The following is a 19,567-nucleotide window of genomic DNA, read 5'->3' on the forward strand; positions in this document are numbered from 1 at the left end:
TCGCACCTCCGGTTCACCACGGTCCGCCCGTGTGCGCATTACCCTATGTGCAACGGGTCCATTTGCACACGAACCGGCTGTTGATCGTGGCGTGCGCTGAGCAGGCCGACGGCCCGGCGCAGAGCGGTGGCCAGTGCCAACCCGTCGCCGCGGGGCACCCGCACGAGCATCCGGCTCACCGGGCTGTCCGCCGGAATACCCGGCGGCCGTCGCGCTCCCACCGGTAAGTCCACCGGCCCCAAAACCTCTGCGGCGTCCGGCATCTCAACGGTATCCAGCAGGGTACGCACCGATGCGGGCACGCCGTCGACCGCAGCCATGTGCACCGCCGGCGGGAGCCCGACCTCGGCGCGGGCGTCCAACTCGGCGTCGGCGTGGCCCACCGGATCCCACCGGATCAGCGCCTGCACAGTGGGAATCGCCGATTCGGCGACCACCGCGACCACGCCGCCGTCGGCGCGGCTGCGCACCAGGGTGGCGGCGGCCATCCAGCGCCGCATCGTGTCCTCGGCGGCGCGCAGATCCTGGCGGCCGAGCAACGCCCAGCTGTCCAGCAGCAGCGCCGCGCCGTATCGATCGGCGGCGATGGGCTCGGCCCCGGGCGTCGCGACGACGAGCGCGGGCGCCGCGGGCACCGCAGGCACCACCGCGTCGCCACCGGAGGTGATGACCGTCGTGCCGGCGAACGCCCGTCCGAGCTCCTCGGCGGTGCGGCGAGCACCCACGACCACCGCACGGACGGCATCGGATCCACACCGCGCACAGCGCAGCGCGGTGTCGCCGCGGCCACACCACCGGCACACCGCCCCGCCGGCGTCGCGGTCCGGGTACGACAGCGGTCCGGTGCAGTGCCTGCACCGGACCACGCTGCGGCAACGGTTACAGGCCAGGGCGGGCACGTATCCTCGGCGCGGCACCTGCACCAGCACGGGCGCGCCCCGTTCCAGCGCGGTGCGCGCGGCGTGCAGCGCCATCGACGGCAGCCGCGCGGTGCGTGCGGCCGGATCGCGTTCCTGCTCAAAGCCGCTGTCCTCGATGGCGACGACGCGCGGGGAGGCGGCGCGCACCGCCGTTCGCGGTGCCACCAGATCGTGCGCCCAGCCGCTGCGCACCAGCGCGTGGGCCTCAGCGGTGCGGGCGTAGCCGCCGATCAGCGCCGCGCACCGCAGTTGATGCGCGCGCAGCATCGCGACCTCCCTGGCGTGCGGGTACGGCGCGCGCGGCTCGGCAAGCGTGTCGTCGCCGTCGTCCCACAGCATCACCAGTCCGAGGTCGCCGACGGGCGCGAACACCGCGCTGCGGGTGCCGATGACCAGGCGGGCGGGGCCCCGCAGCACGGCCAGCCAGCGCCGATAGCGCTGCGCGGGGCCAAGACCCGCCGACAGCGCCACCACCCCGGTTTCTTCGACGTATTGGATCGCGGCGGCATGCATCGCGTCGATGTCGCGCTGATCCGGCACGATCACCAACACACCGCGCCCGGAACTAACCGTGACGGCCGCGGCCTCGGCCAGCCGGTCGGCCCAGTTCTCGCCGGGCAGCGCCTGCCAGACGGCGCGGGCGGCGCGGCCGTCGCCCAGCGCCGCCAGAAACCGCTCACCGCGCCCGTAGACCGACCAGGCCGCGGGGTCAACGGGATTGACGGACAGCGGCGCCGGATCGGTGGGTGGTTGCTTCTCGACGCGGGCGTGGCGCGGCGGGATGGCCAGCCGCAACACGTCGGCGCGGGTGCCCGCGTAGCGCGCGGCCACCGCATCAGCCAGTCGACGCACCTCGGGCGTCAACACCGGTTCGGCGGACACCACCCGGTCGAGCCAGCCCAGCTTGCCGACATGGTCGGTGTCCGAACGCCTTTCGAGGAGGAACGCGTCCACCAGCCGACCGGAGAAACGCACCCGCACCCGCACCCCGGGCTGCGCGTCGTCGGACTGCTCCGCAGCCACCAGGTAGTCGAACTCGCGGTCGAGGTGGGGCACCGACAGCATCGGCAGCACCCGCGCGATCGGCTCGTGCTCGGCTTGCTGTCTGGTTGCCGAACGTTCCTTACCGCTCGACATTTCTCCGCGAATTCGAGCGGTAAGGAACGTTCGCGCCCCGGCCGAAGAAGAACCCGGCGGTGATGAGAACCAGCGAAGCCGAATACACCCACCAGATCGGCACCGCCAGCGCCTCGGCGTTCTCGGGTGCCAGCACGAACTTGCTGATGCCGATCATCGCGTCTGACACCGCGAAACACACCGCGCCCAGCGCCGTCCAGCGGGTCGGCAATCGGGCCAGCAGCGCCGCGCACACCATCGCCCCCAGCACCGCGATGTAGAGCGTGACGGGCACCGCCATCCCCTCCTCGAGCAATCGCGGCCAGAACCAGATCAGCAGCCCCGCACAGGCGGCGACGGTGACTCCCGCAGACACCAGGCCCGGCGCCGATCGCCCCACCAGCGGCACCAGCGCGCCCAGGAAGCACAGATGCGCCACCAAGAAGGCCGACAACCCGAGCACGAACGACGGCTCCCACCAGGGCAGCGCCAACAGGAAGTCGCCTGCGGCCGAAAACAGCAGCGCGCCGATCAGCCAACGTCGCTCCCGCGGTATCGGATGGCTGGCCGCGGCCCCGGCCAGCAGCACCGCGGCCAGCGCCTTGACCGCCGGTTGCAGCACGAACTGCCCCGTCAGCTCCGCACCCGCCGGAAGCCGCACGGCGGTGACGATGAGGAACACCCCGTAACAGGCGGCGGCCACCATGGCGCCGACCCACAGCAGCTGGGTCCGGCGGTGAACGTACGGTGTGCCCATGTCCGCTGCTGAGGAGAAGTCGGCTGTCCCCGAACCGATAGATGCCATCCTGCAGAAGGTACTGGAGGCCGTTCCGTTTCAGTTGACAACCGACGGCGGACCCGGGGCCGCTCGGCGCCGGTTCGCCGAGTTGCCCCGGCGCGAGGTCCATCCCGAGGTGCACAGCGCGGACCGCGTCGTCGACGGGCCCGCCGGCCCGATCCCGATCCGGGTGTACTGGCCCCCCGAGGCCGACCAGACCGTCGTTCCTGTCGTGGTGTACCTGCACGGCGGCGGATGGTCGGTCGGCGACCTCGACAGCTACGACGGCACGGCCCGTATGCACGCCGTCGGGGCGGGTGCGGTGGTGGTGTCGGTGGACTACCGGCTGGCGCCCGAACACCCCTACCCCGCTGCCGTCGACGACGCCTGGGCGGCCACCCGGTGGGTGGCACAGCACGCCGCGGAGCTCGGCGCGGACCCCGTTCGGCTCGCCGTTGCCGGCGACTCCGCGGGAGGCAACCTCGCGGCGGTGATGGCCCAGCTGGCGCGCGACACGGGCGGGCCGTCGATCGCGTTTACGTTGCTGTGGTACCCGTCGACCACGTTCGACACCACGCTGCCGTCGTTCGCCGAGAACGCCGACGCCCCAGTGCTCAACCTTTCCGCGTGCAGCGGCTACACCCGTTGGTACGTCGGGGATTTGGATATGTTCGATCCGCCGGCCACGCTGGTGCCCGCCCGCGCCGAGAATCTGTCCGGGCTGCCACCGACCTATATCGCGGTCGCGGGCCACGACCCGCTGCGCGACGACGGCATCCGCTACACCGAGCTGCTGGCGGCCGCCGGGGTACCCGTGCAACTGCACACCGCCGGGTCGCTGGTGCACGGCTACCCCGCCTATGCGGGCGTGGTGCCTGCGGCCACCGAGGCCGCCGATCGGGGCCTGGCGGCGCTGCGCGACGCGCTGATCGATGACCACACGAGCTAACGTGGGCATATGACCGATCCCACGGCGCGGCCGGGTATCGACCCGACAATGCAGGCGCTGCTCGATGCGTTTCCGTTCAAGTTCACCGCCGACGACGGCGTCGAGGTCGCCCGCGAGCAGATGCGGCAGATGAAGGCCCCGCCGGAAACGTTGCCGTCGATGCGGATCGAGGAACGCACGATCGGCTACGGCGACATCACCGACATCCCGGTGCGGATCTACTGGCCGCCCGTCGAGCAGCACGAGAACCTCCCGGTCGTCGTGTTCTACCACGGCGGCGGCTGGTCGATCGGCGACCTGGACACCCACGATCCGGTGGCACGCGGCCACGCGGTGGGCGCCGAGGCGATCGTCGTCTCGGTGGACTACCGGCTGGCGCCCGAGCACCCCTGGCCGGCAGGCATCGATGACGCGTGGGCCGCGCTGCGGTGGGTCGGCAGGCACGCAGAAGAACTGGGCGGCGACCCGACCCGGATCGCGGTGGCCGGCGACTCGGCGGGCGGCAACATCTCGGCCGTGATGACGCAGCTGGCCCGCGATCAGGCCGGCCCGCCGCTGGTCTTTCAGCTGCTCTGGTACCCGACGACCACCGGGGACACCCAGTTACCGTCGATGATCGAAAACGCCGACGGCCCGATCCTCGACCGCGACGTGGTGGCGGCGTTTCTACACTGGTACCTGGGCGACATGGACCTCAGCGAACCGGCCAAGCTGCCGCCGACGCTGGCCCCCGCCAACACCGCGGACCTGTCCGGGCTGCCGCCGGCGTTCATCGCCACCGCCGAGTACGACCCGCTCCGCGACGACGGCACACGCTATGCCGAATTGCTGAGCGCCGCAGGGGTTCCCGTCGAGCTGCGCAACGAACCGACGTTGGTGCACGGCTACGTCAACTTCGCGCTGGTGGTGCCCGCCGCCGCCGAGGCCACCAACCGCGGGCTGGCGGCGCTGAAAGCCGCCCTGCACCCGGGCCGGGAAACACCGTGACCACGCCCGAGTACGACACCGTCATCGTCGGCGCCGGTTTCTCCGGTATCGGCGCGGCGATCAAGCTCGACAACGCCGGCATGGGCAACTACCTCGTCCTCGAGGCCGGTGACGGGCCCGGCGGCACCTGGTACTGGAACACCTATCCCGGTATCGCCGTGGACATTCCGTCGTTCTCCTACCAGTTCTCCTTCGAGAAGAGCCCGGACTGGACGCGCAGCTACGCGCCCGGGCACGAGCTGAAGGCCTACGCCGAACACTGCGTCGACAAGTACGGTCTGCGGCACAAGATCCGGTTCAACACCAAGGTGCTGGCCGCCGACTTCGACGACGACGCCAACCTGTGGCACCTCCGCACCGATCCCGGCGGGGTCGTCACCGCGCGGTTCCTGATCAACGCCTGCGGCGTGCTGATCACACCGAACTTCCCCGACATCGACGGCGTCGACTCGTTCAGCGGCGTGACCATGCACACCGCACGCTGGGACCACGGCCAGGACCTGACCGGTAAACGGGTCGCGGTCATCGGCACCGGCGCGTCCGCCGTCCAGGTGATCCCGGAGATCGCGCCGATTGTGGAGCGGCTCACCGTGTTTCAGCGCACCCCGATCTGGTGCTTCCCGAAACCCGACGTGCCGCTGCCGCCTGTGGTGCGAAAGCTGATGCGGCTGCCCGGCGGCCACACCGTGCAACGCTGGCTCAGCCAGGCCTATGTGGAGCTCACGTTCACGCTGCCCGCGCAGTACTTCACGCTCAACCCGATGGCCAAGCGGATGTCGAAGTTCGGTGAGGCGTATCTGCGCCAACAGGTCCGCGACCCGGTGGTGCGCGACAAGCTCACCCCGCGCTACGCCGTCGGCTGCAAGCGCCCCGGGTTCCACAACACCTACCTGTCGACGTTCAACCGCGCCAACGTCGAGCTGGTGACCGAGCCGATCGACAAGATCACCGGCACCGGGGTGGCCACTGCCGACGGTCAGACCCGCGACATCGACGTGCTCATCCTGGCGACCGGCTTCAAGGTGATGGATCCCGACAGCGTGCCGACCTACGCGGTCACCGGGCCGGGCGGGCGATCGCTCAGCAGTTACTGGAACGAACAGCGTTTGCAGGCCTACGAGGGGGTCAGCGCGCCCGGCTTCCCGAACTTCTTCACGGTGTTCGGGCCCTACGGGTACGTCGGCAGCTCCTACTTCGCGCTCATCGAGGCCCAGACTCATCACATCGTGCGCTGCCTGACCCACGCCCGGCTCAACCGCGCCACCCGCGTCGAGGTCAAGCAGGAAGCCAACGACCGCTACTTCGCCGAGATGATGCGCAAGCGGCATCGCCAGATCTTCTGGCAGGACAGCTGCAAGCTGGCCAACAGCTACTACTTCGACCCCAACGGTGACGTGCCGCTACGGCCGGCCACCACGCTGGAGGCGCACTGGCGCGCCCGCCGCTTCCCGCTCGACGACTACGCGTTCAGCGCGTAGACCGCCGCCGAGACCGACGCAATGGCTGGTTTTCGTCGCTGACGGCGACCATTGCGTCAGTTTCGGGGATGGTTGGCGCCTAGACGGAAGCCTTGAGCTCCTCGACTTTGTTGAGCTGCTCCCACGGCAGCTCGATGTCGGTGCGGCCGAAGTGGCCGTATGCGGCGGTCTGCGCGTAGATCGGGCGCAGCAGGTCCAGATCGCGCACGATCGCGCCGGGCCGCAGGTCGAACACCGACGTGATGGCCTTCTCGATACGCCCGGGATCAACGGTCTCGGTGCCGAAGGTCTCGACGAACAACCCGACCGGGGCGGCCTTGCCGATCGCGTAGGCGACCTGCACCTCGACGCGCTCGGCCAGGCCCGCGGCGACCACGTTCTTGGCCACCCAGCGCATCGCGTACGCCGCGGAGCGGTCCACCTTGGACGGATCCTTGCCGGAGAACGCGCCGCCGCCGTGACGGGCCCATCCGCCGTAAGTGTCGACGATGATCTTGCGGCCGGTCAGGCCCGCGTCACCCATCGGCCCGCCGAGCACGAACTTGCCGGTCGGGTTCACCAGCAGCCGGAAGTCCGAGGTGTCCATCGTGTCGTGGTTGAGGTCGGCCAGCACGGTGTTGACGACCTTCTCGCGGATGTCGGGCGTCAGCGTGGCGTCCAGGTCGATGCCGGCGGCGTGCTGGGTGGAGAGCACCACGGTGTCCAGGCGCACCGGGGTGGTGCCGTCGTAGGCGACGGTGACCTGGGTCTTGCCGTCGGGACGCAGATAGTCCAGCACCCCGCTCTTGCGGACCTCGGTCAGCCGCCGCGACAGCCGGTGCGCCAGCGCGATAGGCAGCGGCATCAGCTCCGGGGTGTCCTCGATCGCGTAGCCGAACATCAGCCCCTGGTCCCCGGCGCCCTGGGAGTCCAGCGGGTCGGCGGCGCCCTCGACGCGGGTCTCGTGAGCCGTGTCGACGCCCTGGGCGATGTCGGGTGACTGTGCGCCGATGCCGATGTTGACGCCGCAGGTCTCCCCGTCGAACCCCTTCTCCGAGGAGTCGTAGCCGATCTCGAGGATGCGCCGGCGCACGGTGTTGGTGATCTCGGCGAACGCCTCCTTGGCCGAGGTCGTCACCTCGCCGACCACGTGCACCTGCCCGGTCGTTACCAGGGTCTCCACCGCGACGCGCGATTTGGGATCGTCGGCGAGCAACGCGTCGAGCACCGAGTCGCTGATGGCGTCGCAGATCTTGTCGGGATGGCCCTCGGTTACCGACTCACTGGTAAACAGCCGAGCTTGCGTCACGGTGTGGTCCTTCCGAAAGTTAGTTGGTCGAATTGTAGGCCTCGGGTTCGGGCCGCCCGGTTGCACCCAAGCGTGTGCGCTGGTTCTGCGCAACCCTTCGGCGCAGCAGACGTGTGATCGAGCTATCCGCCGCCGCTCCTGAGGAACGCGGCGATCGCGTCCACGATACGGCTGGCCATCAGGGTCTTCGAACCGTGCTCCAACGCCGACTCGGTGCCGTCGGCCGCCAACAGCCAGCCGTCGTTGTTGTCCACCTCGAACGCCCTGTTCTCCCCCACGGCGTTGACGACCAGCAGGTCACAGCCCTTGCGCTGCAGCTTGGCCCTGGCGTGGAAGAGCACGTCGCCGTTGGCGTCGCCGGTCTCGGCGGCGAACCCGACGATGGCCCGCATGTTGGGCAGTTGCCCGTCGGCGCGGGCCCGCACGGCGCCGGCCAGCACGTCGTCGGTGCGGGTGAGCTCGATGACCGGCTCGCCCTGGCTCTCCGGGCCCTTCTTGATCTTGCTGGTGGACTGGGTGACCGGCCGGAAGTCGGCCACCGCGGCCGCCATCACCAGCACGTGCGCGTCGGGTGCGTGCTTGGACACCGCGTCCTTGAGCTGGGCGGCCGAGCCGATGTGCACGACCTCGACGCCGGCCGGGTCGATCAGCCCCGCGGTGTTGCCGGCGATCAGCGTGACTTCGGCGCCGCGCTGGGCCATCACCCGGGCCATCGCATAGCCCTGCTTGCCGGAGCTGCGGTTGCCGATGAACCGCACCGGATCGATCGGCTCGCGCGTGCCACCCGCGGTGACCAGGGCTTTCACCCCGGCCAGGTCGTAGGGCAGCGCCGGCGATTCGAGGCCACGCGCCAGCAGCAGCTGGGCGAACGTGGTGATCTCCTCGGCCTCGGGCAACCGCCCGGCACCGGTGTCGGCGCCGGTGAGCCGCCCCGACGCCGGTTCGAGCACCACCACACCGCGGCGGCGCAATGTGGCGACGTTGTCGACGGTGGCTGGGTGCAACCACATCTCGGTGTGCATGGCCGGGGCCAGCAGCACCGGACATCGCGCGGTGAGCAGCGTCGCGGTCAGCAGGTCGTCGGCGCGTCCGATGGTCGCACGGGCCAGCAGGTCGGCGGTGGCGGGTGCGACGACGACGAGGTCGGCCTCCTGACCGATGCGCACGTGCGGTACCTCGTGCACGTCGTCCCAGACGCCGGTGTGCACGGGGTTGCCGGACAGCGCTTCGAACGTCGCCGCGCCGACGAAACGCAACGCGGATTCGGTCGGGATGACCCGGACCGAGTGTCCGGCTTCGGTGAGCTGGCGGACCACGGTCGCCGCCTTGTAAGCGGCGATGCCACCGGCGACGCCGACGATGATCCGCTTGGGCTCCATGCGGGCCGCTCCTGAGTCGCTACTCGCCTTCGGTGTGCTCGAGCAGGTCGGCGTGGATCTCGCGCAGCGCGATCGACAGCGGCTTCTCCTGAAGGCCCGGCTCGACCAGCGGGCCGACATACTCGAGGATGCCGTCGCCGAGCTGGTTGTAGTAGTCGTTGATCTGGCGTGCGCGCTTGGCGGCGAAGATCACCAGGGCGTACTTGCTCGATGCGCGCTCCAGCAACTCGTCGATCGGCGGGTTGGTGATGCCGAGCGGCGTGTCGTAGGCGCCGGCGGCGGACGTGTCGAAGTCGTCCACGGCGGCCAGCTGCGTATCGGCGTGCGGGGTGCTCACTAAAAATTCTCCTGGCGGTTGGCTGGCTGGGTTGCCTCTGAACTAAGGTGGCTATCGGGGCTTCCCGCGCCGGCTCTGGCGCTGGGTCAGTCTTGGGCCACCAGCAAGGATACCAATTCGGCGCAGGCCGATTCCAATTGCCTGTTCACCACGACCACGTCGAACTCCCCCTGCGCGGCCAGTTCGGCCTTCGCCGTCGCCAGCCGGCGATCCATCACCTCGGGGCTTTCGGTGCCCCGCCCGGTCAGCCGGCTCTGAAGCGTTGCCCAGTCGGGCGGGGCGACGAACACGGTGAGGGCCTCGGGCATCGCCTGCTTCACCGACCGGGCACCCGCCAGATCGACCTCGATGAGGACGGGATGACCGGCCGCGGTGGCCTCGAGCACAGGCTGCGCGGGGGTGCCGGAGCGGTGCAGACCACCGTGGATTTCGGCCCACTCCAACAGGGCCCCGCGGTCGATCAGCTGCTGAAACTGCTCATCGGTCACAAACGAGTAATCGACACCGTCGACCTCGCCGGGGCGGGGCGCCCTGGTGGTGACCGACACGCTGAAGTACAAGTCGGGAATTCGCTCGCGCAGGCAGCGCACGAGCGTCGACTTCCCGACGGCAGAGGGGCCGGACAGCACGACTACCCGGCCGGCCCCTCGGCCGGCGCTCAACTTCTGCGCCCGGGAACTACTGGTCGAACTTTTCCAGCAGCGCCTTGCGCTGGCGATCGCCCAGGCCGCGCAGACGGCGGGTGGGGGCGATTTCGAGTTCGGTCATGATTTCCTGCGCCTTGACCTTGCCGACCTTGGGCAGGGCCTCCAGCAGCGCGGAAACCTTCATCTTGCCGAGCACCTCATCGGTCTCGGCGTCCTTGAGCACCTGCTTGAGATTGGTGCCACCGCGCTTGAGCCGATCTTTGAGTTCAGCCCGGATTCGACGTGCGGCGGCAGCCTTCTCCAACGCTGCCGCGCGCTGTTCGTCGGTCAACTGGGGAAGGGCCACGGGTTCCTCCGTCTCATCACCATCATTTGTATTAAATCGGCTGATAGGACCAATCCAGAACAGCCAGCGACGACGACCGTACCCACGCATCCTGACGAATGCGAACCCCACCCCCCGCTTAGGGGCCCAAAAGCCCAGCGTGTAAGGCGGTGCTGTGCTCGGCGCCGCGCGGCCGTGCTGGGCGGCGAGACGACGCCGTCGGGCCGTACCCCAGCGGAATTTCCTCCCACTCAAGGGATTTCGTGCGGACCCGCGACCACGGCCGATGGCGGGGCCGGGCACCGCTGCGGTCCGGGTGCCGGGCCAGCAGTCTTTTCTAAAAATTTTCGCAGGTCAGCGCAGGTCGGGCGTGTCGAGCCGGGTTCGAGCGCCCAGAGCTGTGACAGGTGTGATTTCTGTTTCCTGTGTTACGTATGTGACTGTTTGCGGACGGGAATATCGCCCATTTCTGCGCCGAGGGTCATGCCGGGCGCCCGAATCACCGCCGTGGATGCGATATCGCGGGGTCTCCTCAGGCCAGGTACGCCACCGCGTCGCGCATCGCTCCGGCCGCCGCACGCAGCGCGGCGACGCCGGGTCCGGCCCGCAGCACCTCCCGTGACACGGCGGGCAGCAACTGGCCGGGGGTCGCCCCGCCGAGCCCGCCGAGCGCCTCGGGACGTCCGCCCTGGGCGCCCACGCCGGGCACCAACACGGGCCCGCCCAGCGCGCTCACGTCGGGTGGATCCGACAGCGTGGCGCCGACGACGACGCCGACCGCGCCCGGCTCGGCGCGGTTGCGTTCGGCGGCGGCGTCGACGATCGCCTGCGCGACGCTGCGCCCGTCGACGCGCGCGCGTTGCACCGTGCGCCCTTCGGGATTTGAGGTGGCGGCCAGCACGAAGACGCCGCGCCCGTGGGCCAGCGCGGTGTCGAACAGCGGCGCCAGCGAGCCGAAGCCCAGATACGGCGAGGCGGTGACCGCGTCGGCCGCCAGCGGTGAATCCCCGGTCCACGCCTGGGCGTAAGCCGCCATCGTCGAACCGATGTCGCCGCGTTTGGCGTCGGCCAGCACCAGCACCTTCGCCTCGCGCAACGCCGCGATCGTGTGCTCGAGCACCGCATAGCCCGCCGCCCCGTAGGCCTCGAAGAACGCCACCTGCGGTTTGACCACCGCGAACCCGTCGAACGCCGCGACGCAGATGTCGCAGAACTTGCGCATCCCGTCGGCGTCGACCGAAAGTTCCCACGCCCGCAGCAGTTCCGGGTGCGGGTCGATGCCAAGGCACAGCGGACCGCGGGTCGACACCGCCTCGGCCAGCCGCCGACCGAACCCGGTCACGTGCCCAGCGAGTTGTGCAGTTCCTGCAGCGACATCACGTCGATCTCGCCGCGGATCCCGGCCTCGATGCCCTGCACCGCCGCCGACGCGCCCTGCACCGTCGTCACGCACGGGATGTTGTTCGACACTGCGGCCGAGCGGATCTCGTAGCCGTCGACACGCGGGCCGGAGTTTCCGTACGGGGTGTTGATCACCATGTCGACCTCACCGGCCTTGATGGCGTCCACCGCCGACATCTTCGGGCCGTCGGGCGTCGGGTCCTGAAAGTGCTTGCGCACCTCGTCACATGGAATTCCATTGCGCCGCAGCATTTCCGCGGTACCTTCGGTGGCCAGCACCCGGAACCCCAGGTCGGCGAGGCGCTTTACGGGAAACACCAGCGAGCGTTTGTCCCGGTTGGCCACCGACACGAATACGGTGCCCTCGGTGGGCAACGAACCGTAGGCGGCGGTCTGGCTCTTGGCGAACGCGCTTCCGAAGTCGCGGTCGATGCCCATCACCTCGCCGGTGGACTTCATCTCCGGCCCCAGCAGGTTGTCGATCTGCGCGCCGTCCGGCCTGCGGAACCGGTTGAACGGCAGCACGGCCTCTTTGACCGCGACCGGCGTGTGCCGGGTCTTCGCCGAGAACGTGGCGCCGTCACCGGTTCTGGCCAGCAGGCCCTCCTCGCGCAGCTGGGCGATGGTGGCGCCCAGCATGATCCGGGCGCAGGCCTTGGCCAGCGGCACCGCGGTGGCCTTCGAGACGAACGGCACCGTGCGGCTGGCGCGCGGGTTGGCCTCGAGCACGTAGAGCACGTCGTCCTTCAGCGCGTACTGCACGTTGAGCAGCCCGACGACGCCGATACCGTGTGCGATCGCCTCGGTGGCGCGGCGCACCGATTCGATGTCGCTGCGGCCCAGCGTCACCGGCGGCAGCGCACACGAGGAGTCGCCGGAGTGGATGCCGGCTTCCTCGATGTGCTCCATGATTCCGCCGATGTAGACCTCGGCGCCGTCGCACAGCGCGTCGACGTCGATCTCGATGGCGTCCTCGAGGAACCGGTCCACGAGCACCGGATGCTCGGGGGACAGCTGGGTGGCGCGGGTGATGTAGCCCTGCAGGGTGTCGTCGTCGTAGACGATCTCCATGCCGCGCCCGCCCAGCACGTAGGAGGGCCGCACCAGCACCGGGTAGCCGATGTCGGCGGCGATCCGGCGGGCCTGCTCGAAGCTGGTCGCGGTGCCGAACTTCGGGGCGGGCAGGCCGGCGTTGGCCAGCACCTCGCCGAACGCGCCGCGGTCCTCGGCCAGGTCGATCGCGCTCGGGGTGGTGCCCACGATCGGCACCCCGGCCTGTTCGAGCCGGTCGGCCAGCCCCAGCGGGGTCTGCCCGCCCAGCTGCACGATCACCCCGACGACACCCGGACCGCCCTGCCCGGATTGCTGTTCGGCGTAGTAGATCTCGAGCACGTCCTCGAACGTCAGGGGTTCGAAGTAGAGCCGGTCGGCGGTGTCGTAGTCGGTGGACACCGTCTCGGGGTTGCAGTTGACCATGACCGTCTCGAAGCCGGCCTCGCTCAACGTGGTGGCGGCATGCACACAGCTGTAGTCGAACTCGATGCCCTGGCCGATGCGGTTGGGACCCGAACCGAGGATGAGCACCTTGGGCTTCTCGGTCTGCGGGGCCACCTCGGTCTCGGCGGCCGGGTCGAGTTCGTAGCTGCTGTAGTGGTAGGGCGTCTTGGCTTCGAATTCGGCCGCGCAGGTGTCGACGGTCTTGTAGACGGGGTGGATGCCGAGGCGTTCGCGCAACGCCCGCACCCCGATCTCGCCGGCCAATTCGGGTCGCAGCGCGGCGATCTGGCGATCCGACAGACCGTGGTACTTGCTGCGCCGCAGCAGGTCGGCGTCCAGCACCGGGGCGTCGACGATCTCCGCGCGCAGCGCCACCAGCCCGGCGATCTGTTCGATGAACCACGGGTCCACACCGGAGGCCTGCGACACCTGCTCGACGGTGGCGCCGAGGCGCAGCGCGTGCTCGATGTCGTAGAGCCGTCCGTCGGTGGGGACCTTGAGGTTCTGCAGCAGTTCGGCAACGGTGACGTCATCGGGGTCCGGCGCGGTCCAGAACCCGGCCCTGGTGGTCTCCAGCGACCGCATCACCTTGCCGAGCGACTCGATGAAGTTGCGGCCCAACGACATCGCCTCGCCGACCGATTTCATCGTGGTGGTCAGCGTGCCGTCGGCACCGGGGAACTTCTCGAACGCGAACCGCGGCGCCTTGACGACGACATAGTCCAGCGTCGGCTCGAAGCAGGCCGGGGTCTCCTTGGTGATGTCGTTGACGATCTCGTCGAGCGTGTAGCCGATGGCCAGCTTCGCCGCGATCTTGGCGATCGGAAACCCGGTGGCCTTGGACGCCAGCGCACTTGACCGCGACACCCGCGGGTTCATCTCGATGACGATGAGCCGGCCGTCGGTCGGGTTGACCGCGAACTGGATGTTGCAGCCGCCGGTGTCCACGCCGACCTCACGCAGGATCGCGATGCCCAGGTCGCGCATCGTCTGGTACTCGCGGTCGGTGAGCGTCATCGCCGGGGCGACGGTGACCGAGTCGCCGGTGTGCACACCCATCGGGTCGACGTTCTCGATCGAGCACACCACGACCACGTTGTCGTTGCCGTCGCGCATCAGCTCGAGCTCGTATTCCTTCCACCCGAAGATGGACTCCTCGATGAGCACGTTGGCGCTGGGTGAGGAGGCCAGGCCGTGGCCGGCCATCCGGTCGACGTCGTCGGCGGAGTAGGCCATGCCCGAGCCGAGCCCGCCCATGGTGAACGAGGGCCGCACCACGACCGGCAGCCCCAGTTCGGCGACCGTCTCGCGAACCTCGTCCATCGTGAAACACACCCGCGAGCGGGCGGATTCGCCGCCGACCTTGGTGACGATGTCCTTGAACCGCTGCCGGTCCTCGCCGCGTTGGATCGCCTCGAAGTCGGCGCCGATGAGCTCGACGCCGTAGCGCTCCAGCACCCCGTTCTCGTAGAGTGCGACGGCGGTGTTCAGGGCGGTCTGCCCGCCGAGGGTGGCCAGCAGGGCGTCGATCTTGTTGCCGCGTTCGGCCTGCTGGGCGATGATGCGTTCGACGAAGGCGGGCGTGATCGGTTCGACGTAGGTCTGGTCGGCGAACTCCGGGTCGGTCATGATGGTCGCCGGATTCGAGTTGACGAGGCTGACCTGCAGGCCCTCGGCCTTGAGCACGCGGCAGGCCTGGGTGCCGGAGTAGTCAAACTCACAGGCCTGACCGATCACGATCGGACCCGAGCCGATCACCAGCACGTGGTTGAGGTCGGTGCGCCTGGGCATTACCGCTTCCCCCTCTCCGCACCCACTGTGCGGTTTCGTACGCGACACGCCGGTCGTGGCGTATCGATCCGCACAGTCACCGGTCCTCCCCCGCCATCAGATCGACGAACTGGTCGAACAGGGAGTTGGCATCGTGCGGTCCGGCCGCGGCCTCGGGGTGGTATTGCACCGAAAACGCTTTTCCGTTGAGGAGTTTGACGCCTTCGACCACGCCGTCGTTGGCGCAGGTGTGGCTGACGATGGCCTTGCCGAACGGGGTGTCGAAGATCTCCCCCGCCTCGCCCTCGAGCGCGAACCCGTGGTTCTGCGCGGTCACCGCGACCCGCCCGGTGGCGTGGTCGATGACCGGGATGTTGATCCCGCGGTGCCCGAACACCATCTTGTAGGTCTTGCGCCCGAGCGCGCGCCCGAGGATCTGGTTGCCGAAGCAGATGCCGAACAGCGGAATTCCGGCCTCGAGCACCGCGCGGGTCACCTCGACGATGTGGTCGGCGGTGGCCGGGTCGCCGGGCCCGTTGGACAGGAAGACCCCGTCGGGCTTGAGGCCGGCGATCTGCTCGAAGGTCACCGTCGACGGCAGCACATGGCTTCGGATGCCGCGGCGGGTGAAGTTGCGCGGGGTGTTGATCTTGATGCCGAGGTCGACCGCGGCGACGGTAAACCGCGGTGGCCCTTCGGGTTCCACCACATAGGCCGCCTCGGTGCTGACTTCGCCCGTCAGGTTGGCGCCCAGCATCGACGGCTGGGCCCGCACCCGGGTGAGCAGCTCGTCGAGTTCGGCAAGCGCCGCGCCACTGAACACCCCGGCCTTCATCGAGCCGCGGCTGCGCAGGTGACGCACCACCGCGCGGGTGTCGATGTTCGCGATGCCGACGATGTTCTGGCGGACCAACTCGTCCTCCAGAGTCCCGGTGGCGCGCCAGCTCGACGCCCGCGGCGACGGGTCGCGAACGGCGTAACCGGCCACCCAGATCTTGTCGTCGCGGCTCTCGGAGTCCTCCTGGTTCCAACCGGTGTTGCCGATCTGCGGCGCGGTGGCCACCACGATCTGGCGGTGGTAGCTCGGGTCGGTGAGCGTCTCCTGGTACCCGGACATCGCGGTGGAGAACACCGCTTCGCCCAGAGTCTGACCGACGGCGCCGTAGGCGGTGCCGGTGAAGACGCGGCCGTCCTCGAGCACCAGGACAGCCTTGGAATTCATGCAGCCTCCTCAAGCCACCGCGCATATTCCCCGCGGTCGTCGGCGCGAAACCCGGTGTCGATCTCGGTGCCCGACGGCAACCGCCACCGGATCGCCAGAATCCCGTCGTGGGTCATGGCCTTGCCGGCGATGGCGCGTTCGGTGCGGATCGCGGTGATCGATTCGTCGGGTATCCAGATCGGTCGAGCACCGCTGCGCTGCACCATGATTCCCTCGGGGTAGCGGGTCAGCACCGCCTTGGTGCGGAAGCCGAGGTCGCCGACCACGACGCGGTCGTTCCAGCGCGGCGCCAGCGTGCTGCCGACGTACAGGCCCTTTGTCGGGGCGACGACGGCTTGGCCGACGATGTCGGGCAGCGGCGGCAGCGTGCCGATGAGCTCGGCTTGGCGCTCGGCGCGGCGGCGCCAGCCGCGGATCATCGCCTGGATCAGCACGGCGATCACCACCACCAGGACCGCGGCCACGACGAGCGACCCCACCAACGTCCCCGTGTTCACGCCGCACCCCTTCGCCTAAAGGGACAAACGGGCGCGAAATTGCGAGTGGATTTCGCCATTTCGTCGATCTCGACGCTCATGCCGGACATTTCCCGTCGCGCGCAGTGATCTTGCCGCGCAGCATGGTCAGGGTCACCGACGCAGGCAACTCCATCGACTCGAACGGGGTGTTGGCCGACCGGCTGGCCAGCGCCGTCCCCTCGACGGTCCAGGTGGCGTCGGGGTCGACGACGGTGAGGTTGGCCGGCTCACCGACCTGAAGCGGCCTGCCCTGGTCGGGCAGCCCGACGATGCGCGCCGGGTTCTCACTCATCACCCGTGCCACGTCGCGCCATATCAGCAGCCCCGGCCGCACCATCGTCTCCACCACGACCGACAACGCGGTCTCCAGGCCCAGCATTCCTGGCCGGGCCTGGGCGAACTCGCAGCACTTCTCGTGCTCGGCGTGCGGCGCGTGATCGGTGGCCACACAGTCGATCACCCCGTCGGCCAGCGCCTGGCGCAGCGCCTCGGTGTCGGTGGCCTCGCGCAGCGGCGGGTTGACCCGGTTGCGGCCGTCGTAGCTGGCCAGCCGGCGGTCATCCAGCAGCAGATGGTGCGGTGTCACCTCGGCGGTGATCGAAATACCTTGTGCCTTCGCCCATTTGACGATCTGCACGGTGCCCGCCGTGGAGGCGTGGCAGATGTGCAGTCGCGCTCCGGCGTCGCGGGCCAGCAGCGCATCGCGCGCCACGATCGACTCCTCGGCGGCACGCGGCCACCCGGCCAGCCCGAGCCGGGCCGCGTTGGGCCCTTCGTGCGCGACGGCGCCGGCGGTGAGCCGCGGCTCTTCGGCGTGCTGGGCGATCAGCACGCCCAGCCCCTTCGCGTACTCGAGCGCACGGCGCATGATCAGCGGATCGTGCACGCAGATGCCGTCGTCGGAGAACATCCGCACCTGCCCCGCGCCCGCGGCCATCAGGCCCATCTCGGTCAGCTGGGCGCCGGCCAACCCCATGGTGACCGCCCCGACCGGGTGCACGTCGACCAGTCCGACCTGCTGCCCGCGGTGCCACACGTGATCGGTGACCACCGGGCTGTCGGCGACCGGGTTGGTGTTCGCCATCGCGAACACCGCGGTGTACCCGCCCAGCGCCGCTGCGGCCGAGCCGGTTTCGATGTCCTCGGCGTACTCGCGGCCCGGTTCGCGCAGGTGGGTGTGCAGGTCGACGAAGCCGGGTAGCAGCACCTGATCGGTGGCGTCGAACACGTCCCACGCCTTTTCGAGTCCTCCGGACTCAGCCAGCCCCGTGCCGATCTCGGCGATCTGGCCGTCGGCCACCAGAACATCGACCCGGTCGCCCTCGCCGTAGAGCCGAACCCCTCGAATCACGGTGCTCATGCGCTGATAGCCTCCCGCTCCGCGCCTACCAGCAGGTGGAACAACACGGCCATCCGGACGTGCACGCCGTTGGAAACCTGTTGCAGCACAGCCGATTGCGAGGAATCGGCGACGGAGAACGCGATCTCCATGCCGCGGATCATCGGGCCGGGGTGCAGTACCACCGCGTTGCCGGGCAGCATCGCCTGCCGCTTCTCCGAGAGCCCGTAGAGCGCCGAGTACTCCCGCGCCGACGGGAAGAACCCGCCGTTCATCCGCTCGGCCTGCACGCGCAGCATCAGCACCGCGTCGGCGAGCGGCAGTTCGGCGTCGAGGTCGTGCGAGACGGTGACCGGCCAGCCCTCCACCCCCGCGGGCAGCAGCGTCGGCGGTGCGACCAGCACCACCTCGGCGCCAAGCGTGTTGAGCAGCAGCACGTTCGACCTGGCGACGCGGCTGTGCAGGACGTCACCGACGATCACCACCCGCTTGCCGTCGATGTCGCCGAGTCGCTGCCGGATGGTCAGCGCATCGAGCAGAGCCTGGGTGGGGTGCTCGTGGGTGCCGTCGCCCGCGTTGATCACCGTGGGCCCGGCCCCGTCGGCGCCTGCGGCCGTCCATTCGGCGAGCTGCTGGGGCGCGCCGGACGCGGGGTGACGGATGATGAGCGCGTCGGCGCCGGCCGCGCGCAGGGTCAGCGCGGTGTCGCGCAGCGATTCGCCTTTGGACACAGACGATCCCGATGCGCTGACGTTGATGACGTCGGCGCTCATCCACTTGCCGGCGACCTCGAACGACACCCGGGTACGGGTGGAGTTCTCGTAGAACATCGTGATGATCGTGCGCCCCCGCAGCGTCGGCAGCTTCTTGACGTCGCGGCCGAGCAGCGCCTGGCTGAACCGGTCGGCGTCGTCGAGAATCGCCACGGCCTCGTCGCGGGACAGGTCCGCTGCCGACAGCAGGTGCCGTGCCGTCATTTGGAGATCACCACCCCGTCGCGGTCGTCGTGTTCGGTCAGCAGAAGGTGCACGCTCTCGCTGCGCGAGGTCGGCACGTTCTTGCCGACGTAGTCGGCGCGCAGCGGCAACTCCCGGTGGCCGCGGTCGACGAGCACCGCGAGCTGCACGGCGCGGGGCCTGCCGATGTCGCGCAGCGCGTCCAGCGCCGAACGCACCGACCGCCCCGAATACAGCACGTCGTCGACGAGGATCACCAACGCGTCGTCGATGCCGCCCTCGGGGATCGAGGTGTCCTCGAGCGGCCGCGGCGGCTTGATGTTGAGGTCGTCGCGGTACAGCGTGATGTCCAGCGCCCCGTGCGGGACGTCGACCCCGGAGAACTCCTTGATCTTCGCGGCCAGCCGCGCGGCCAGGATGACGCCCCGCGTCGGGATGCCGAGCAACACGACGCGTGGCGCGTCGGGGCCGTCGAGTGCGGTTTTTTCGATGATCTGATGGGCGATTCGGGAGATGGTCCGGCCGACGTCTGCTGCGGACATCAACTCCCGGTCGGCGCCTGAAGAGCCCAAGGGACTCTGACCTCCTTCTCCGCCTCTCTGGACGGCTCATTAAAGGATGTCGAAACTTCGCCGAGCTTAGCACCCCCGAGGGCCGGGA

Annotated in this window: 17 protein-coding genes; 3 read left to right on the forward strand and 14 right to left on the reverse strand. The window is 69.5% G+C overall.

The window, feature by feature from the left end; genetic code table 11:
- Nucleotides 1-38: 38 nt before the first annotated feature.
- Nucleotides 39-2,057, reverse strand: coding sequence for a primosomal protein N' (locus G6N28_RS25545; RefSeq protein WP_163905261.1), 2,019 nt, complete (start codon nt 2,055-2,057; stop codon nt 39-41).
- A complete protein-coding gene (locus G6N28_RS25550) occupies nt 2,044-2,793 on the reverse strand; it encodes a lysoplasmalogenase (protein ID WP_235674693.1) in 750 nt (249 codons plus the stop codon). The genes G6N28_RS25545 and G6N28_RS25550 overlap by 14 nt, the downstream gene beginning before the upstream one ends.
- Between G6N28_RS25550 and G6N28_RS25555 the strand changes: the two genes are divergently transcribed.
- Genes G6N28_RS25555 through G6N28_RS25565 form a run of 3 tightly spaced genes read left to right on the forward strand, consistent with a single transcriptional unit; the run spans nt 2,792 to nt 6,228 of the window.
- Complete coding sequence (locus G6N28_RS25555; RefSeq protein WP_163905265.1) at nt 2,792-3,763, forward strand: alpha/beta hydrolase; 972 nt, start codon at nt 2,792-2,794, stop codon at nt 3,761-3,763. The two genes, G6N28_RS25550 and G6N28_RS25555, sit on opposite strands and share 2 nt — an antisense overlap.
- A gap of 9 nt (nt 3,764-3,772) precedes the next feature.
- A complete protein-coding gene (locus tag G6N28_RS25560; RefSeq protein ID WP_163905267.1) occupies nt 3,773-4,750 on the forward strand; it encodes an alpha/beta hydrolase in 978 nt (325 codons plus the stop codon).
- Complete coding sequence (locus G6N28_RS25565) at nt 4,747-6,228, forward strand: flavin-containing monooxygenase (protein ID WP_163905269.1); 1,482 nt, start codon at nt 4,747-4,749, stop codon at nt 6,226-6,228. The genes G6N28_RS25560 and G6N28_RS25565 overlap by 4 nt, the downstream gene beginning before the upstream one ends.
- Nucleotides 6,229-6,307: 79 nt before the next feature.
- Here G6N28_RS25565 and metK read toward each other — a convergent pair whose 3' ends face one another.
- The 12 genes from metK to pyrR all read right to left on the reverse strand — a co-directional run bounded on the left by metK (nt 6,308) and on the right by pyrR (nt 19,479).
- Complete coding sequence (gene metK, locus G6N28_RS25570; protein WP_163905271.1) at nt 6,308-7,516, reverse strand: methionine adenosyltransferase; 1,209 nt, start codon at nt 7,514-7,516, stop codon at nt 6,308-6,310.
- Between the two features lie 122 nt (nt 7,517-7,638).
- Nucleotides 7,639-8,895, reverse strand: a complete 1,257-nt coding sequence (gene coaBC, locus G6N28_RS25575) for a bifunctional phosphopantothenoylcysteine decarboxylase/phosphopantothenate--cysteine ligase CoaBC (RefSeq protein ID WP_163905273.1) — start codon at nt 8,893-8,895, stop codon at nt 7,639-7,641.
- A gap of 19 nt (nt 8,896-8,914) precedes the next feature.
- On the reverse strand, nt 8,915-9,232 hold the full coding sequence (rpoZ, locus tag G6N28_RS25580; RefSeq protein ID WP_163905276.1) for a DNA-directed RNA polymerase subunit omega: 318 nt from the start codon (nt 9,230-9,232) through the stop codon (nt 8,915-8,917).
- Nucleotides 9,233-9,318: 86 nt separating this feature from the next.
- Nucleotides 9,319-9,894 carry a guanylate kinase gene (gene gmk / locus G6N28_RS25585; protein WP_163905278.1) on the reverse strand — a complete coding sequence of 192 codons (576 nt, stop codon included), beginning with the start codon at nt 9,892-9,894 and terminating at the stop codon, nt 9,319-9,321.
- 16 nt (nt 9,895-9,910) lie between these two features.
- Entirely contained in the window at nt 9,911-10,225 is a 315-nt protein-coding gene (mihF, locus tag G6N28_RS25590; protein WP_006244838.1) for an integration host factor, actinobacterial type, read from the reverse strand.
- Between the two features lie 511 nt (nt 10,226-10,736).
- A complete protein-coding gene (gene pyrF / locus G6N28_RS25595) occupies nt 10,737-11,546 on the reverse strand; it encodes an orotidine-5'-phosphate decarboxylase (protein ID WP_163905280.1) in 810 nt (269 codons plus the stop codon).
- Nucleotides 11,543-14,893, reverse strand: a complete 3,351-nt coding sequence (gene carB / locus G6N28_RS25600; protein ID WP_163905284.1) for a carbamoyl-phosphate synthase large subunit — start codon at nt 14,891-14,893, stop codon at nt 11,543-11,545. The genes pyrF and carB overlap by 4 nt, the downstream gene beginning before the upstream one ends.
- 76 nt (nt 14,894-14,969) lie before the next feature.
- Complete coding sequence (gene carA, locus G6N28_RS25605) at nt 14,970-16,094, reverse strand: glutamine-hydrolyzing carbamoyl-phosphate synthase small subunit (RefSeq protein ID WP_163905287.1); 1,125 nt, start codon at nt 16,092-16,094, stop codon at nt 14,970-14,972.
- A complete protein-coding gene (locus tag G6N28_RS25610; protein ID WP_163905290.1) occupies nt 16,091-16,591 on the reverse strand; it encodes a PH-like domain-containing protein in 501 nt (166 codons plus the stop codon). The genes carA and G6N28_RS25610 overlap by 4 nt, the downstream gene beginning before the upstream one ends.
- Nucleotides 16,592-16,667: 76 nt before the next feature.
- Nucleotides 16,668-17,972 (reverse strand): dihydroorotase, encoded by a 1,305-nt coding sequence (locus G6N28_RS25615; protein ID WP_163905292.1) that lies wholly within the window; start codon nt 17,970-17,972, stop codon nt 16,668-16,670.
- Nucleotides 17,969-18,928, reverse strand: a complete 960-nt coding sequence (locus G6N28_RS25620) for an aspartate carbamoyltransferase catalytic subunit (protein ID WP_163905294.1) — start codon at nt 18,926-18,928, stop codon at nt 17,969-17,971. Before G6N28_RS25620 ends, G6N28_RS25615 begins: the two co-directional genes overlap by 4 nt.
- Nucleotides 18,925-19,479 carry a bifunctional pyr operon transcriptional regulator/uracil phosphoribosyltransferase PyrR gene (pyrR, locus tag G6N28_RS25625; RefSeq protein WP_128111080.1) on the reverse strand — a complete coding sequence of 185 codons (555 nt, stop codon included), beginning with the start codon at nt 19,477-19,479 and terminating at the stop codon, nt 18,925-18,927. Before pyrR ends, G6N28_RS25620 begins: the two co-directional genes overlap by 4 nt.
- Nucleotides 19,480-19,567: the final 88 nt, after the last annotated feature.

The organism is Mycolicibacterium pulveris (genome assembly GCF_010725725.1).
In the GTDB taxonomy this organism is placed as follows: Bacteria; Actinomycetota; Actinomycetes; order Mycobacteriales; family Mycobacteriaceae; genus Mycobacterium; species Mycobacterium pulveris.

Bases quoted from the DNA above. Each gene is read 5' to 3' on its own strand.
- G6N28_RS25545 (WP_163905261.1), bottom strand. From the start codon at position 2,057: ATGTCGAGCGGTAAGGAACGTTCGGCAACCAGACAGCAAGCCGAGCAC.
- G6N28_RS25620 (WP_163905294.1), bottom strand. From the start codon at position 18,928: ATGACGGCACGGCACCTGCTGTCGGCAGCGGACCTGTCCCGCGACGAG.
- G6N28_RS25550 (WP_235674693.1), bottom strand. From the start codon at position 2,793: ATGGGCACACCGTACGTTCACCGCCGGACCCAGCTGCTGTGGGTCGGC.
- coaBC (WP_163905273.1), bottom strand. From the start codon at position 8,895: ATGGAGCCCAAGCGGATCATCGTCGGCGTCGCCGGTGGCATCGCCGCT.
- carB (WP_163905284.1), bottom strand. From the start codon at position 14,893: ATGCCCAGGCGCACCGACCTCAACCACGTGCTGGTGATCGGCTCGGGT.
- G6N28_RS25615 (WP_163905292.1), bottom strand. From the start codon at position 17,972: ATGAGCACCGTGATTCGAGGGGTTCGGCTCTACGGCGAGGGCGACCGG.
- G6N28_RS25555 (WP_163905265.1), top strand. From the start codon at position 2,792: ATGTCCGCTGCTGAGGAGAAGTCGGCTGTCCCCGAACCGATAGATGCC.
- carA (WP_163905287.1), bottom strand. From the start codon at position 16,094: ATGAATTCCAAGGCTGTCCTGGTGCTCGAGGACGGCCGCGTCTTCACC.
- G6N28_RS25560 (WP_163905267.1), top strand. From the start codon at position 3,773: ATGACCGATCCCACGGCGCGGCCGGGTATCGACCCGACAATGCAGGCG.